14 protein-coding genes and 2 pseudogenes are annotated in these 16,093 nt (G+C 50.2%); 9 read left to right on the top strand and 7 right to left on the bottom strand.

All coding sequences use genetic code 11. The features are described 5' to 3' along the window. Together ADU23_RS05180 and ADU23_RS05175 are read right to left on the bottom strand one after the other, a co-directional pair. Positions 1–1,737 (bottom strand): HAMP domain-containing sensor histidine kinase, encoded by a 1,737-nt coding sequence (locus ADU23_RS05180; protein ID WP_053372768.1) that lies wholly within the window; start codon positions 1,735–1,737, stop codon positions 1–3. After that, a complete protein-coding gene (locus ADU23_RS05175; RefSeq protein ID WP_053372767.1) occupies positions 1,734–2,474 on the bottom strand; it encodes a response regulator transcription factor in 741 nt (246 codons plus the stop codon). The genes ADU23_RS05180 and ADU23_RS05175 overlap by 4 nt, the downstream gene beginning before the upstream one ends. 107 nt (positions 2,475–2,581) lie before the next feature. On the opposite strand from ADU23_RS05175, the gene ADU23_RS05170 reads away from it, so the two are divergent. Beyond that, positions 2,582–3,820 carry a DUF418 domain-containing protein gene (locus ADU23_RS05170; RefSeq protein ID WP_231637317.1) on the top strand — a complete coding sequence of 413 codons (1,239 nt, stop codon included), beginning with the start codon at positions 2,582–2,584 and terminating at the stop codon, positions 3,818–3,820. Positions 3,821–3,975: 155 nt separating this feature from the next. On the opposite strand, the gene ADU23_RS05165 is transcribed toward ADU23_RS05170, so the two are convergent. The 3 genes and pseudogenes from ADU23_RS05165 to ADU23_RS05155 form a co-directional block, all read right to left on the bottom strand. Next, on the bottom strand, positions 3,976–5,115 hold the full coding sequence (locus tag ADU23_RS05165) for a winged helix DNA-binding domain-containing protein (RefSeq protein WP_053372766.1): 1,140 nt from the start codon (positions 5,113–5,115) through the stop codon (positions 3,976–3,978). A gap of 259 nt (positions 5,116–5,374) precedes the next feature. After that, positions 5,375–5,596 (bottom strand): annotated as a pseudogene (locus tag ADU23_RS33470) (hypothetical protein); the annotation flags it as partial. Positions 5,597–5,677: 81 nt separating this feature from the next. Then, positions 5,678–6,580 (bottom strand): manganese catalase family protein, encoded by a 903-nt coding sequence (locus ADU23_RS05155; RefSeq protein WP_053372764.1) that lies wholly within the window; start codon positions 6,578–6,580, stop codon positions 5,678–5,680. 225 nt (positions 6,581–6,805) lie between these two features. On the opposite strand from ADU23_RS05155, the gene ADU23_RS05150 reads away from it, so the two are divergent. The 4 genes from ADU23_RS05150 to fumC all read left to right on the top strand — a co-directional run bounded on the left by ADU23_RS05150 (position 6,806) and on the right by fumC (position 10,438). After that, the gene (locus tag ADU23_RS05150) at positions 6,806–7,117 is read left to right on the top strand and encodes a Dabb family protein (RefSeq protein ID WP_053372763.1); all 312 of its coding nucleotides are present in this window, start codon (positions 6,806–6,808) and stop codon (positions 7,115–7,117) included. A gap of 98 nt (positions 7,118–7,215) precedes the next feature. Then, positions 7,216–7,884 (top strand): bifunctional 2-keto-4-hydroxyglutarate aldolase/2-keto-3-deoxy-6-phosphogluconate aldolase, encoded by a 669-nt coding sequence (locus ADU23_RS05145; RefSeq protein WP_053372762.1) that lies wholly within the window; start codon positions 7,216–7,218, stop codon positions 7,882–7,884. A gap of 101 nt (positions 7,885–7,985) precedes the next feature. Next, positions 7,986–8,861, top strand: coding sequence for a glycoside hydrolase family 43 protein (locus tag ADU23_RS05140; RefSeq protein ID WP_053372761.1), 876 nt, complete (start codon positions 7,986–7,988; stop codon positions 8,859–8,861). A gap of 191 nt (positions 8,862–9,052) precedes the next feature. Next, complete coding sequence (gene fumC, locus ADU23_RS05135; protein ID WP_053372760.1) at positions 9,053–10,438, top strand: class II fumarate hydratase; 1,386 nt, start codon at positions 9,053–9,055, stop codon at positions 10,436–10,438. A 59-nt stretch (positions 10,439–10,497) separates the two neighbouring features. Here fumC and ADU23_RS05130 read toward each other — a convergent pair whose 3' ends face one another. Then, a complete protein-coding gene (locus ADU23_RS05130) occupies positions 10,498–11,052 on the bottom strand; it encodes a guanylate kinase (RefSeq protein ID WP_053372759.1) in 555 nt (184 codons plus the stop codon). Positions 11,053–11,234: 182 nt separating this feature from the next. Between ADU23_RS05130 and ADU23_RS05125 the strand changes: the two genes are divergently transcribed. Beyond that, a complete protein-coding gene (locus ADU23_RS05125; protein ID WP_053372758.1) occupies positions 11,235–13,175 on the top strand; it encodes an ABC-F family ATP-binding cassette domain-containing protein in 1,941 nt (646 codons plus the stop codon). 52 nt (positions 13,176–13,227) lie between these two features. Beyond that, complete coding sequence (locus tag ADU23_RS05120; protein WP_053372757.1) at positions 13,228–13,860, top strand: fumarylacetoacetate hydrolase family protein; 633 nt, start codon at positions 13,228–13,230, stop codon at positions 13,858–13,860. 152 nt (positions 13,861–14,012) lie between these two features. Here ADU23_RS05120 and ADU23_RS05115 read toward each other — a convergent pair whose 3' ends face one another. Further along, a complete protein-coding gene (locus ADU23_RS05115; RefSeq protein ID WP_053372756.1) occupies positions 14,013–14,471 on the bottom strand; it encodes a Dps family protein in 459 nt (152 codons plus the stop codon). 493 nt (positions 14,472–14,964) lie between these two features. Here ADU23_RS05115 and ADU23_RS33925 point away from each other — a divergent pair. Together ADU23_RS33925 and ADU23_RS05110 are read left to right on the top strand one after the other, a co-directional pair. Further along, a pseudogene (locus ADU23_RS33925) lies at positions 14,965–15,090 on the top strand (alpha-amylase family glycosyl hydrolase); the annotation flags it as partial. A gap of 45 nt (positions 15,091–15,135) precedes the next feature. Further along, a complete protein-coding gene (locus ADU23_RS05110; RefSeq protein ID WP_231637316.1) occupies positions 15,136–16,068 on the top strand; it encodes a carbohydrate-binding module family 20 domain-containing protein in 933 nt (310 codons plus the stop codon). Positions 16,069–16,093 lie beyond the last annotated feature (25 nt).

The raw sequence follows: 16,093 nt of genomic DNA, 5'->3' as shown, positions 1-16,093 counted from the left end.
TCAGTCGATTGGAAAATAAATGTGGATGGTGGTGCCCTCGTGGGGAGCCGATTGTACCTCGATGCGCCCTTGGTGCGCTTCTACAATCATTTTGGAGATGCTCATGCCAAGGCCGGAGCCGTCGCTTGATTCCTCGGTGTTGGTACCGCGGTAATATCGCTCGAACAGGTTGCGGATCGTCTCTTCATCCATGCCTTTTCCATTGTCGCAGACGCGGATGAATGCCTCGTCATTCAGCATGCCGCTTGAGGCAGTCACCGTGATGCCGGGAGCATTATGCTTCACCGCGTTGGATATCAGATTATCCATGAGCCTTTGCAGCCATTTTTCATTGCCGCATATGACGACGGGAAGCTCATCCCCCTCGTAGCGGAACTCGACCTCCGTAAGAGTTGCATCGTTGACATATTTTAATAGGGATCTTCTAACGAGCTCCGTGAGCTCGATTTTGCTCCGCTCCATGGGCAAAGGACCTTGCTTTAGCTGATAAATGTGCGAGAAATCGGTTATCAGATCCAGCATATAATCGCTTTTCTCGCGAATCATTTTCCCCATATCCTGAAGCTCATCCGTGCTCCAGCTCGTAGGCGTGCTTTCCAAAATATAACCATAACCTTGAATGGTAGAGAGCGGCGTGCGCAGATCATGCGAGATGCCGGCCATCCATTCTTCTCTTGTCTTCTCCAGCTGCAGCCGGTCCTTCTCCGTTCGCGCTAACCGTTCCGCCATTTGATAAAAGGCTGCGATTACCTCTCGGTAGAGGCGGTAGCGTATCCGAAGCTTGCCGCTGCGGCGGAATACTTTTCGGCGATCCTTCGGCGTAAGCACTTCTTCATAAAGACCGCTGCCCATGCGCTCGAACCATCCGGAGAACAAGATGAGCGGCTGCCCGTAACGGTAGCCATGCCAAATGGAGATAGCAAGCGACAGCAGCAGGATGGAGCCGCCTACCCAAATAAAGATTCGTATAATCTCTTTGAGCATAGGCTGCTTGGTGAACGTTCCCCGCTCGTTTGGCGTATGCATGATCCAAGTCATCCCGCTTGCTGACGGCTGATATACGGCTATATTCGTGTCGTAATCGCCGGGGCTTTGCTGCATGGACAGCACTTCCAAGGGCTCATAAATGTTGAATGCCGAGTTTTTAGCGCCAATCGTCTGGACGCTGTTGCCCGCCTGATCGAGGATCAGCAGATAGCTGTCCGTTTCCAGCAGCTTGGCAAGCAGGTCATCTTTATACTGCTCGTTTACGAGTCCATTTTGCTGGTAGGACGTATACCAAGCAGTCAGCTTCTCTAGCTGCGGGCTCTTGTAGCCGAGCAGAAAGTATAGCGGAGAGCTGTATGTCTGATCGAGCTCACTGTCTACGAGGTATGGACCGAATTTGCCGGTTTGCTGAATCGACAACAGCTGCGTAACCGAATAAGAGGAAGGCTGATCGGCAGGCGTATTAATGGTGTATATCGCGTTGCCCTTAGAGTCGATAACCTGAAGCCACATCTCGCGATCTTCAATGAGCTGCTTCCAATGCGCAGACAGCTTGAGCTCGTCACTCTCGTAGTAGCTTCCCGCTACAATGGAGCTGATCGCACCGGTAGGAAAGTTTCGTTTGAGATCGTCATTCATTAGTTTGCTGATGAGGATAAGGAACAGCAAGACCATTGCAATGAAGATAAGGATGGAATAGATAATGAGCTGGTAGGTAAAATGAAAAGCCAATCGACGTTGAATCTTCATAGCTTTGCGGGCTCCTTGGCTAATTTATAGCCTAACCCGCGTACGGTAAGCAAATGCGTCGGCATGCTGGGATCGTATTCAATCCTCTCCCGTATTCTTCGGATATGGACCATGACCGTATTGTCATCGCCCACGCCGTCAATGCCCCATACGGCTTCATAAAGCTGGCCCTTGGAGAAGACGATGCCAGGATTTTTGCAAAAATGCAGCAGCAGCTGAAAAACTTGGGCAGGGCACAGGACCGGCTTCTGATCAACCAGCAGCTCGCCGGCTGCTTCATTCAGCTGAAATCGGCCAAAGCTATAGATTCGCTGTGCGTTTAAAGGGTTCATGAAAGGAGGAGCCGCGCTTGAAGCGGTGTCCATTCCATCCATTCGGCGCAGTCGCGCTTTGATTCGGGCAGCGATTTCCAAAGGATTAAACGGCTTTGTAATATAATCATCGCCGCCAAGCGCGAATCCGGTCAATATATCCAGATCGGAGGCTTTGGCGGTTAAAAATAAAATATGCGGGTTGCCGAGCTGCCTGATTTTGGAGCACAGCTCAAAGCCGCTGCCGTCCGGAAGCATCACATCCAGCAGCACGATATCAGCGCCGTATCGAGCGATCGTATCGAGTGCTTCTTGGCAGGTTCCTGCTGTATAAATGTGCTGAAAACCTTCCTTCTGAAGGACAAGCTGCAGCATTTTAACGATAGACGGTTCATCATCAACGATAACAATGTTATTCATATTCATCACCCGATTATATGCTAGCATACAAACCTTAACAGAAGTTGAACACGGCTGGAAAAAATTAAGCTGATGTTATAGTTCTGTTTTTCACTTGTTCAAGAAGAGTCATTATGATTGTGGCAGAGGTGATGGAGATGGTTAACCAAATTGAAACAGGGAGCCGCATTCGCATTATTGATGCGATTAGAGGCTTCTGCTTGCTCGGCATATTGATTGCCAATATGATTATTTTTCAATACGGCATTTACGGAAGAGAAACGATGAAGTTTTTCAACCCTTCCAAGCTGGACGTTGTGACGCATCAATGGCTGCTTATTTTAGTGGAAGGCAGCTTTATGCCGATCTTTATGTTCTTGTTCGGGTACAGCTTGTTTAAGCTGAGGGAAAGCTTGGTGTCAAAGGGAATTAAACCGGGAAAACCGCTGGTGCGGCGCTTTCTAATGCTGATGGCGCTTGGCCTTTTGCACAGCATATTGCTGTGGGAGGGCGATATTTTGCTCACATACGGGATAACGGGCTTCTGCTTATTGTTATTCGTCAAAAGAAAGCCAAAGACGCTGGTGATCTGGGGCTTTATTCTAAGCGTATTCATAGCGGGCATTAGCTACGGGTTAAAGGACGATACGCCAAAAGAGAAGGAAAGCATGAAGCGGTACGTGGAGCAATCGATTACGGTTTATGGCGAGGGAACCTATTTGGAGGTTATGGATTTTCGCATGAATGAAGATCCGCTGGACCTGCCGGAAGCGGTAATCATTATGCTTGTTTTTTTAATGCCATTGGTGCTGCTCCCGATGTTTTTGTTCGGCATTGCGGCTGCCAATAAACAGTGGTTCCATAATCCGAAGCGGGAGAGGCACCGATATATATGGGCGACCGCGCTCTTTCTGCCGATTGGTATTTTGCTGAAGAGCCTTGCCGTGCTGCAGCCCGAAGGTGCATGGAGCGGCCTGCTGACAACAGCCGGGGCGGAGCTGCTGGCGCTCGGTTATATATTTGGGCTTGCGCTCGTATTGTCCTTTTTATCGAAGCGTTCGATGATTATAGCGGCATTCGAGGCGGTGGGACGGATGTCTATGACCAATTACTTGATGCAATCGGTTATTTGTACTACTTTATTTTACGGTTATGGCCTTGGCTGGTTCGGGGAAATCGGGATGTTAAACGGTTTTCTTCTCGCGATTCTCCTTTATGCCATTCAAGCGATCGTGTCCAGTTATTTGCTGCGAGTATTTAAAAATGGCCCTTTAGAGCGGTTGCTGCGGATGTGGACGTATTGGTCGTTTAGCGGCAAGTCGAAGGCATCGCGCAAAATAACGGAGACGCCGGATGTGAATACGGCGGTGTAGGTAATGGAGCGTATGGTTAATGGCGTTGCGGATGGGGAAGAAAGCTTGAGCTAGGTGAAGCTGGTTAGGAAGAGACAGTTAGATGCCTGTGGTGAGGGCGTTAAGGAGCGGCCGGTAGTGCGGTCGGCTCCTTTTTTTGTTTGCTTCAGCAGCTTTTAATCGGAGCCGACAAATCGGATGTCATGCGAGCGGGAGGACGCTGCCGCAAACGAAAGGAGCTTAGCTCCTTCCGCTGCCAGCGCTTCGCGATCCGCATCATTTAACGGCTCGAAAGGCTGAATGATTAAAGCAGCCGACTGGCGGGTTTGTTCTATTTTCCAAATGCCGCGCACGAATCCATCTATTAGAAAGGTAGATCGAATGATGCCGTTTATCGTAAACACAAGCGGTTTGTGCTTCTCGCTAATGATCCGGCTGCGGTCGAAATAGGAGAGCAGCATGTTGTCGAACTCGGATAGGAACCTTGCTGGAGCAACCGTGTCGGCAGGCGGCAAGGGAGCACCCGGCAGATCGAACAGTTCATTGCCCTGCTCATCTGAGAAGGTGCGAAGACGCGGACGCATATGCTCGACTGTCTCATGAAGCTTGCTCAGACCTGACCAGATTTGCATGTCTTTAATGGAAGAAGGGCCAAAGGCAGCTAGGTAGCGAATCAGCATGTCTTCTATAGAAGGCTCAGCTGCCATAGGCTCGCCTAGCCAAGCTTCCGCAGACGTATGCCTCGCTTGGCCGCTAGATCCCCATATTCCGCGGGGCGGCACTTGAACAAGCGGGACGAATGTTCGGATCACACTTGCGAGGGTTGCTGGATCGTGATCCGGCCATGCCGCTCCGAGCAGCTTGCCGAGTTCATTTGCGGTGTGCGGCTGCTCCTCCACAAGTGCGCGCCCCGCTGCACTAACCGCCTGTAAATCTAAGCCGCGGAGCTCTTTGCCGTATGAACCCAGCAGGCTTTTCTCTATTGCCGGCTGAATCAAGGGACGAAGCGCCAAGCAATCGCGCGCGCTGACCAAATGGATCGTGGAGCGCATTAGTGCAATGCGCACCACTTGCCGCTTCTTTAAAAGCGCAGAGAGCTGATCCTGGTGGAAGCCCTCAAGCCGGGTCCATAGCGCAAAATAAGGCGGATTAGGCGCTTGTGCTTGGATCGCAACTAATTTTTCGATTGCTTCAAGTACGGAGAGGCTCGTGCGGCGCAGCAGCATTTGCCGCTCCAGCAAAGCCCGATTAAGCTGGCGCGTACTTAGGATGGGTGCCAAGGCGGTACCAGCCTGCTGAGCTTTAACGGTAGGCATGCTGCAATCTCCTCCACATTAGTTATTGTTGTTCATTATTAACTTAATTGTAATCGGCAAACCCTGACAGCATTATGTCAACGTTGATTGGTCATGTGAAATAAATGTGCGGATGAGATGAAATGCTTCATCGGCCTGTGATGACGGTCGGGGCATGCTGCGCCGTACCCTGCATTTTGTGCAGCAGAAAGCTCACATTAGGGGCGTAAGAAGATGCTGCGTTGCAGAAATGCAGCAGAAGAGCTCGTCGTGGCGGGAAATTTGAAGCATAGCTGTGCTTCTCTCTATCCATATCTTTAATATGGCTCTGAAAATCGTCGCACTCCAGCCCGAAACGGCCGAACTCCGGAAGAAAGGCGAAATCAAGAAATTGAGATTTGCGATTCCAATCATATATTTCATATTCGGGATGCAAATTGCGAAAAGTGCCGAAGACCGGCCAACATACATTTTGCAGCAGAAAAAAACGCCCCAAAGCCACATGAGTGGCATTAGGACGTTCTTCGTCTGCTCAAAGTATAACATTCTCTTTAGCAGGCTCCACGTGAATGGCAAACGATCATTACTCCGTAATATTTCCGGCCTGCTTCAAACGCTTAGCGATTGCCTTAAACTCCTCGGTGGAAATGCCCGGCGCGAATTCCTCTTCGACCGCAGGCGCTTCCGGGATCGGAAACCCTTTTGGCGAGCCTTGAATGACTTCTAGCGGAAGCCCGTCTTCCGGATGCGTCCCTTTCCAGATCTGATCAATCGCGGTAAAGTCGCTGTCGCTCCATGTGTACAGCTTCGTGTGCGCGCCTTTTTCTTCATATTTCCTTGCTTCATTAAATGACTTGTTGCTTAGAGACGGAATCGGCACCAATTTGGTGACGTTCACGCCTGTTGCGATTTCCAGAGCTTTGGCATAAGCGACTACGTGAACGCCGCCCCGAACGAGCAGAAAGCCTACAACTGCGCGCGCAGCCGGATGGTCCGTCGTTTCATATACTTTCATTTTATGCGTTCTGGCGCCGCATTCGAGGAAGAAATTATGCAGCAAATCTTCCACCAGATTGCCGCTGTTGAACACATGGGCACCCGTCCACGGATTGCCCATAGAGTCGAACGGCATAGCGCCTTGAGCTCCGGCAAGGAAATGATAGGACAAACGTGCGTCCTTAGCAGAACCGAGCGGAGTTTGATCCGGTTCTTTATAGCTTGTCGTGCCCCTCAAGCATTTATTAATCGCATGCGAAACCAACTCGACATGGCCAAGCTCCTCTGCGGTTATGCTCATCACCAAGTCGTAGAAAGGTTTCAGCTTTTCTTTTGAACGGAAATTAAAAGATTGAAATAGGTAATTGTTTAGCGTAGACATTTCTCCGAACTTTCCGCCTAACAATTCTTGTATGGCGGCCGCAGCGTTTGCATCCGGCTTCTCGACATCCGGGATCTCGATCATAATTTCATCCATGCGTCTGAACATTATTTTCTCAACCTCCTAATTTATGAACTAGTCTTACCCTAGTAGGTTAAACTTAGCTGGACAAGGTTAAACATAAATCGGTTGTTAGCGGCATGCAGCACAAAAACTCTGGCGAAAAATGTAAAATTTCTGCAGTTAAAATGTCGAAGGCGTTCCATTCGGAGGCTTGTTTATGTTATTTTTAAAGGAATAATATTATTTCATATGGAGGAAGGAGCGATTCATATGTCGACGCAATCGAAAGAGTGGATTTTGCATTCGGTTATTTTTAGCTTGAAGCATGGGCAGGGATCGGAGGCGGAACGCCGGTTTTTGGAGGATGGAGAGCGCATTTTGACATCAATCCCAACCGTAACCAACTTTCAGGTCTATAAGCAGGTAAGCGGCAAAAATGAGTACAGCCACGGCTTTGCCATGGAATTTGCGAATCAAGCGGATTATGAGGCGTATAATGAGCATCCGCTTCATGTGCAGTTTGTTAACGAACGTTGGGTGACGGAAGTCGAAAAGTTTCTAGAAATCGATTATAAAAAGTAGAATTACGATTGATGATTTAATAGAAACGACATATAATGAGCGTTATAGAGGGAACATTTTCGAACAATAACGAACGAAATAGGAAGAGGGACTAGCAGATGAAAAAGCTTAAAGTGCTGCAGCAGCTTACGGATGCGGGCGTTGTAGCGGTATTGCGTGCAGACTCGCCAGAAGAAGTAGTGGAAATGTCACGCCGTGCGATTAAGGGCGGAATCAAAGCGATCGAAATTACGATGACGGTGCCTTTTGCGCTACGTGCAATCGAGCAGCTATCGAAGGAATATTCGAGCGACGTATCTCCTGAAGCGGACAACTTCGCCATTATCGGCGTTGGCACCGTGCTTGACCCGGAGACGGCGCGCGCTGCTATTCTAGCAGGGGCCGAATATGTGGTTTCGCCAGCGCTTAACCCGGATACAATCAAGCTTTGCAACAGATATTCGATTCCGATCTTGCCAGGCACGATGACCATTCACGAAATTCAAACCGCGCTTGAGCTCGGCGTAGATATCGTTAAGCTGTTCCCGGGCAATCTGTACTCTCCAAGTGTCATTCCTTCCATAAAAGGCCCGTTGCCGCAGGCTAACGTCATGCCGACCGGCGGCGTATCGCTCGACAATTTGAAGGACTGGATTAAAGCAGGCGCAGTAGCGGTCGGCATTGGTTCCGATCTGACGAAGGATGCTGTCAAAACCGGCGACTTCTCACTCATTGAGAAAAAAGCTGCCGCCTACATCGCAGCGTACCGCGAAGCGAAAGGGCTGTAACCTAAAACCCCTGATAGAGAGGAAACGCCTCTGTCAGGGGTTTTTCTCCATTTGTCTCCCAAGTTATTCAGCGAAACTAACTCTAGGAGGATATCCAGCCCATGATTTCTCGTGAACAAATCCGAATTCGTGATCCGTACATACTCGTGAGTGAACAGGAGCAATGTTATTACCTTTATGGAACGACAGACGATAACGTCTGGTCCGGCCCGGGAACAGGCTTTGATACGTACAAAAGCACGGATCTTGAGCAATGGGACGGGCCTTATCCAGCCTTTCGTCCGGCAGCGGGCTTTTGGGCGGATCATCATTTTTGGGCGCCTGAGGTATATTTTCACAAGGACAGCTATTATATGTTCGCTTCCTTCAAATCGGAGGATAAACGCAGAGCTACGCAAATTTTAAAAGCAGACAGCCCGCTTGGCCCGTTCGAGCCGATCAGCAGCACGCCGGTCACGCCGCCCGAGTGGGAGTGTTTGGACGGTACGCTGCACATTGACGAGAATGGATCGCCATGGATGGTATTTTGCCAGGAATGGGTGCAGGTGAAGGATGGGAAAATGTGCGCGATTCCTCTGACCGAGGATTTGAGCGAAGCAGCAGGAGAGCCCATTGCGCTATTCGCGGCTTCCGAGGCGCCTTGGACGGTTGCTGGCGGCGAGGAGAAGAACGTATACGTAACAGACGGCCCTTTCCTATTCAAAAATAAAGCAGGCGAGCTGCTGATGCTCTGGTCAAGCGGCTCGAGAAATGGCTACGCGATCGGCATTGCACGCTCGGAATCAGGCCTTATTGCAGGGCCATGGAAGCAGGATGAGGAAACGCTGTTCCCAGAGGATGGCGGGCACGGCATGCTGTTTCGTTCGCTTAATGGAAAGCTGATGCTAGCGATGCATACGCCAAACAATCAGCCCGACGAGCGGGCGGTATTCATAGAGGTAGAAGAAATGGACGGCACGATTCGCCGAAAACAATAAAAGCTGCATCGAACGGGGAAATGCGCGGAGGCGTTATTTTACAGCTCAACTAATGTTCGAATTCCTGTCAATTGTTTGGGCATCTTCCGATCGTTTTGAGCCGTATTGCTTGATTCTCGCCTAGATTAGCGTTATAACAGAAACAGGGTCATGAAGTGACAAACCAAATGGTTAAAGGAGTCGTTCAATTAATGGATTATCGGATTGAGAAGGACACGATGGGTGAAATTCAAGTTCCTGCGGACAAGCTTTGGGGAGCGCAAACACAACGCAGCCTGCAAAACTTTAAAATTAGCGGAGAGCGCATGCCGATTGAAGTCGTTTATGCGATGGCTTACATCAAAAAAGCAGCCGCACAAGCCAACGAGAAGCTCGGCGTTTTGGATGCGGCAAAATCGGCTATTATCGGTGAAGCGGTAGACGAAATCGTAGCAGGCAAATGGGATGACCATTTCCCGCTCGTTGTATGGCAAACAGGCAGCGGCACGCAAACAAACATGAACGTAAATGAAGTTATTGCTAACCGTGCGAACGGGCTTTTGGCAGAACGCGGCAGCGATGTGCGCATTCACCCGAACGATGACGTTAACCGCTCGCAAAGCTCGAACGATACTTTCCCTGCCGCTATGCATATCGCAGGCGTTATCGCGCTTGAGAACCGGTTGCTTCCATCACTTGATTTGCTTAATGGCACGCTTCGCGCGAAAGCGGAGAAGTTTAACGATATCGTAAAAATCGGCCGTACCCATCTTCAGGATGCTACGCCAATTACACTTGGCCAAGAAATTAGCGGCTGGTATTCGATGCTGGACAGAACGCGCGCTATGCTCGTGCAAAGCGTAGACACGATGCGCGATTTGGCGCTTGGCGGTACGGCTGTCGGCACAGGTCTTAACGCGCACCCGGATTTTGCGGTTGCGGTTGCGGCGGAAGTAACGGCTCTTACTGGCAAAACATTCGTGACAGCGGAGAACAAATTCCACTCGCTCACAAGCCACGATCAAATCGTATATACGCATGGCGCTGTTAAAGCACTTGCTGCTGATTTGATGAAAATCGCCAACGACGTAAGATGGCTCGCAAGCGGACCGCGCTGCGGCATCGGCGAAATCTCGATCCCTGAGAACGAGCCGGGCAGCTCCATCATGCCGGGTAAAGTAAACCCAACGCAAAGCGAAGCTTTGACGATGGCGGTATGCCAAGTTATCGGCAACGATACCGCGATTTCGATGGCAGCAAGCCAAGGCAACTTCGAGCTGAACGTGTTCAAGCCTGTCATTATTTATAACTTCTTGCAATCGGTAGCTTTGCTGGCTGACGGCATGGTTTCGTTCAATGACAATTGCGCAATCGGCATCGAGCCAAACGAAGCGGTAATCAAGCGCAATCTAGATCAATCGCTGATGCTCGTTACCGCGCTTAACCCGCATATCGGCTATGAGAACGCAGCTGCTATCGCGAAAAACGCGCACAAAAAAGGACTTACGCTTAAGGAATCGGCTATCGCAAGCGGCCTGCTTACTTCCGAGCAGTTCGACGAGTTTGTTCGTCCGGAGAACATGATCGGAAAACGTTAATAATAAAAAAGGGCCGGCGCACGTCATGTGATGACGATGCGCCGGCCCTTTTTCTGTTTTTATTTTAAATAGCTGTCTATGATGGCTCTGATTTGCTGTGCCGTTCGCTCAAGCGACAAATTCTCGATCACATGCTCGCAAGATTTGCGGTAGGTGACCTCCTCGGAATAATGGCGCAGGTAGCTGTCGATTATTTCGTACGGCGTACCTTTGCTCTCAAGCCGCTCGGATACTGTATTCTTGTCGACGTAGAGGAAAATACGAATGGCACGGTCACCGTAAAGCTTGCAAATCGTATCCGAGCCGTCGCGATTTAGAATGAGATAGACGCTATTTCCGGCTTGAAGCGCCATATCTAGATAACGTTTGCCGATTCCGTAGCGGTATTGGTCGATTTTGACTGATTCGGTAAAGAGGCCCTCGGCTTGCATTTGATCGAACTTCTCTTTGCTCACATAGCGATAGTCCAGGTCGGGACGCTCTTTGTCTCGCGGCGGCCGGTCCGTACAGGAGGGAATATGCGCGATGCCGGTTTCTTGCAGCGCTTTATGCGCCGCGGTTTTGCGGCCCGAGCCGCTAGTGCCTGTAAATATAAACAAGTAAGGCTTGCCCATGCGGAATCACTCCTTCCTCATACTACTTATATCGGCAAATGGGTCGTTCATTATGATTGCTTCCGAAAGCATGGGAAAAGGGGCTTGTAAGGCTGCTGCCAAGTGAAGAAATGACCTTTTTGTGGTATGATACGAGAGGCTGCTACCCGCAGCTATACTATTCGAAAAAGTAGGTTTGCCTTATGCATTTATTGTCTGTTGAACATATAACGAAGAGCTATGGCGAGAAGCTTTTGTTCGAAAATGTAACGTTTGGCGTAGAGGATGGCGATAAAGTCGGCATCATCGGCGTGAACGGTACAGGGAAGTCGACCTTTCTTAAAGTAATCGCGGGCCTCGATACGGCGGATTCCGGTACGGTGTCAATCGGCAACCGGGTAACGGTAAGAATGCTGGCACAGGACCCGGTGTTCGCTCCGAACGAAACGGCGCTGGAGCATGTGCTAGGCGGAGATTCGCCGCAGCTAAGAGCTGTTCAGGCGTATGCCGCGGCTATGGAAGCGATCGAGCTGAAACCGAGCGATGAAGCGCTGCAGGAGAAGCTGATCAAGGCGAATCAGCTCATGGATGAGTTTGATGCTTGGCAGCTCGAGAGCGATGCAAAGATGGCGCTGTCGAAGCTAGGCATCAACGATTTTGAAGCGAAGGTAGAGACGCTGTCCGGCGGTCAGCGCAAGCGTGTCGCTATGGCGGCCGCGCTATTGCTCCCGTCGGATGTGCTTATTCTTGACGAGCCTACGAACCATATCGATAATGATTCGGTTGCGTGGCTGGAAGGCATGCTGCAAAAGCGCAGAGGCGCGCTTCTCATGATTACGCATGATCGTTATTTCCTTGACCGTGTCAGCAATCGGGTCATTGAGTTGGACAAAGGCCAAGCTCACTTTTACCAAGCGAACTACAGCCGTTTTCTAGAGCTGAAGCTCGACCGTGAAGAACGCGAAGCGGCAACGGAATCGAAACGCCAGAACTTGCTGCGCAATGAGCTTGCTTGGATTAGACGCGGCGCCAAAGCGAGAACGACGAAGCAGAAGGCGCGTATCGATCGGTTTGAGGCGCTCAAAGCGGATGCGCCGAAGCAAGCCGGCGGCAAGATGGACGTATCCGTTGCTTCGACAAGGCTGGGCCGAAAAATCGTTGAAATCGAAGACGTTACGAAAGGCTTCGGCGATCGCACGCTTATTCGTGATTTTAGCTATATTGCCGTTCCTGAGGATCGTGTTGGCATCGTCGGGCGCAACGGAAGCGGGAAATCTACGCTGATGAAGCTCATTACCGGCCAATTAACGCCGGATGAAGGCACGGTCGAACTTGGCGCAACGGTTAAGCTGGGCTGGTTCTCGCAGGAGCATGAGGAAATGGATCAATCGCTGCGGGTGATTGAATATATTCGCGAGGGTGCAGAGCAGGTCAAAACCGGAGATGGCACAACGATTTCGGCAGCTCAAATGCTGGAGCGGTTCCTCTTCTCGCCAACGATGCAATGGACGCCGATCTCCAAGCTGTCCGGCGGCGAGAAACGCCGCTTGCAGCTGCTGCGCGTATTAATGAACGCGCCGAATGTGCTGTTGCTGGATGAGCCGACGAATGATTTGGATATATCGACATTAACGGTGCTTGAAGATTATTTGGATGATTTTCCGGGAGTCGTGTTTGTTGTCTCCCATGATCGTTATTTTCTAGACCGTACGGTGGATAAGATCATAGCATTCGAGGGTAACGGCGTTATTGCCCATCATACAGGCAACTACTCGGATTATCAGGCGTTTGTCGAAAAGCATGGCAATGTTGCGCCGGCGGATGCGGCTGCTCCTAAACTGGCAGCAGCCGTTGATTCCAGCAGCAAGGCTGCATCTGCGCCTATGCCTGCGAAACCGGCAGGCAAGTCGCTTAAAATGTCCTACAAGGATCAACGGGACTTTGAGCAAATCGACGGCTGGATTGAAGAGGCGGAAACCGCGCTCAGCAACATTGCTGTCCGCATGGAAGAAGCAAGCAGCGATTCCGCGCGATTGCAGGAGCTGATGTTGGAGCAGCAGCAGCTGGAAGAGAAGCTGGAGCAGCTTATGGACCGCTGGGCAGAGCTTAACGAATTGGCAGAGCAGATAGCTGCCCAGAAGTAAAAGCGCAAATATGGATTGCATAACACGAACAGGATAGAGAGGGGCATGATTCATGAGCACAAGTGGAATTCGCAACATTTATTGCATTGGCCGTAATTATAGACTTCACGCATTGGAGCTGGGCAATGAGGTGCCTGACGAGCCGCTCGTATTCACGAAGCCGTCTCACGCTGTTGTTCCGATGGCAGGCAATGTTGTCGAGCTGCCGGGAAATGTAGGCGAGGTGCATTTTGAGCTGGAAATCGTGCTGAGAATCGGGCGCGCTTACGAGACGGGTATCGATACCGAGCTTTGCATCGACGGCATGGCGCTTGGTCTGGACTTAACGCTTCGGGACGTACAATCCAAGCTGAAGGCGAAGGGTCAGCCTTGGCTTGCGGCCAAAGGCTTCAAAAGCTCAGCCCCGCTTGGCGAATGGCTGCCTTATCCGGGAGCAGCAGCGCTTGCGGAGAATGAATTTGTTCTGCTGCGCAACGGCGAAGAGGCACAGCGCGGCAAAGCAAGCGATATGCTGTTTGATGTTTCCGAGCTCATTAAGTATGTAGGCGAGAATTACGGGCTTGGCGTCGGCGATATCCTGTATACAGGAACGCCTGCTGGCGTAGCTGCTTTGCATGAGGGCGACCAGCTGCAAGCGCTATGGGCGGGATCGCCTGTTGGCAGCTGCAGTGTGAAGCTTGTTTAAGTTTTGATATAGTTTAGCGGGCAGTTCTTCCAACCGTTGTTGGAAGAGCTGTTTTTTTGTTATAGGGCTATCTTCATATGAACGAACGCAAACGAGGATGCCCCAGGAGCCGCTTATGCTCCTGAGACACCCTCGTCTTATGCTGTAGCAGCTTATTTACCGTTAAATGCGCTCAGCATCCATACATGCTTCTCAAGCGTAGTATGAATAGCAAGAAGCATATCGGCTGTCGTTTCGTCATCAGCTTTTTGAGCGGCTTCCATGCCTTCCTTCAGCTCGCCGATAACCGTCGTGAAATCCGTAATTAATTGATCAACCATCTGAGTGGCGTCCTCTTTGTTGGAAGCTTCCTCAATGCTTGAAGTTTTCAAATAATCCTTCATCGTTGCGATTGGCGTGCCTTTCACCGCTAGCAGACGCTCTGCAATCTCATCGACGTGAAGCGCAGCTTCCTCATAAAGCTCTTGGAACTTTGCATGCAAAGTGAAAAACTGGGAGCCCTTCACATACCAGTGGTAATTATGAAGCTTGATGTAAAGCACGCTCCAGTTGGCAATTTGGCGGTTCAAATGTTGTTGTACGGTTGTGTTGGTTTTCGTTGTTGTTGTCATTGTAATCATCCTTTCTGATGGTAGTCTGCGCTATTTGCAGTCTGTGAATACGAAAATGGTAATGTTGATTGTGATTGGGTCGACCAAATAACGATTTAGACTAACTCTTTGTTTATAATTATTACAAACTAGAAGAGGTTTGTCAATATTAATAAACCAATTTCTTCGAAATGAAACAGGGTGTTGATTTTTTCTGCAAAACCCGAGTAGAGGAGGGGGAGATAAATAGGCGTAGAAAACATGTCGAAAAACCGCCGTTAGCACGTATATGCGCTAACGGCGAAAGAGAAACCCTAGTGTGTGGCCTGTAAGCATCCATTTGTGCTTATCGAGCAGTCTCGTCGCAGAAACCACGCTTAAAAACGCTCTCAACACTCATATGCTAACTGTTTTCACGGTCTACGCTGCAGTTACTGCAATAGAAACCTCACAACAGACTGCGTTCCAATCGTTCTAGCGCAGCGATTATTCCTATGAGAATCAAGCGGTTACGTTCCTCGACAACCATGATGTCACACGTTTCCGTTACATCCAGTCGAACAATAAGCCTTATCATGCTGCTCTTGCCGCTTTGCTAACGTCACGCGGTACGCCAAATATTTATTACGGTACCGAGCAATATGTCTCCTCAGTGGATAGCAGTGACATTGCAGGCAGGCCGTTTATGCAGAAAGCGGCTGCTTTCGATGAGACGACAACCGCCTTTAAGGTCATTAAGGAGCTATCCGCCCTGCGCAAAACCAATGAAGCAGTCGCTTACGGCACCACTTCCATCCTGTACAGCACGGACAATGTGCTCGGCTATCAGCGCCAGTTCTACGACAAGCAAGTTATCGTCGCTATAAACAGGCAGCCTGACCTTTCCTATACCGTTCCTGCCATTAATACAACGTTGCCGACTGGAACATACAGCGATGTGCTGGGCGGCTTGCTGGGCGGCGCTTCAAATCCAGTAACAAGCGTATCGGGTCAAAATAAAATTTCCAGCTTCACGCTCTCTGGCGGCGAAGTGAATGTGTGGTCCTATAACCCTTCGCTTCGCACCACGGTTCCTAGAATTGGCGATGTTGTATCGACGTCCGGCCGTCCAGGCAACACCGTTAATATTTATGGAACGGGCTTAGGCGGATCGGCAACAGTGAAATTCGGAACGGTTGCCGCAACGGTCGTTTCCAACAATGATACGTTTATCGAGGCCGTTGTACCTGCTGTAGCGGCTGGCGCTAGCGGCATCACGGTTACAAAAGGCACGAATGTCAGCAACAGCTTCACTTACGAGGTGCTGTCAGGCGATCAAGTGCAGGCCATCTTTAAAGTGAATGCCACAACCGCAGTCGGTCAAAATATCCATATCGTCGGAAGCATTCCTGAGCTTGGCAGCTGGGATCCGGCAAAATCGACCGAAGCGATGCTCAATCCCAATTATCCGGTTTGGTTCCTGCCGGTCAGCGTACCGAAGGGGACGACCTTCGAGTTCAAATTCATTAAGAAGGACAGTCTTGGCAATGTAATCTGGGAGAGCGGAACCAATCGATCGTTTACCTCGCCATCCAGCTCTACGGGAACGGCGGACACATCCGTCTTTACTTGGTCATAATGTTTCGCTAAAAAAGCCTATAGCG

The organism is Paenibacillus sp. FJAT-27812, from assembly GCF_001273905.1.
GTDB lineage: Bacteria > Bacillota > Bacilli > Paenibacillales > Paenibacillaceae > Pristimantibacillus.
Note: the sequence above shows the minus strand (reverse complement) of the source record. Positions and strands in the feature narration are given on the sequence as shown.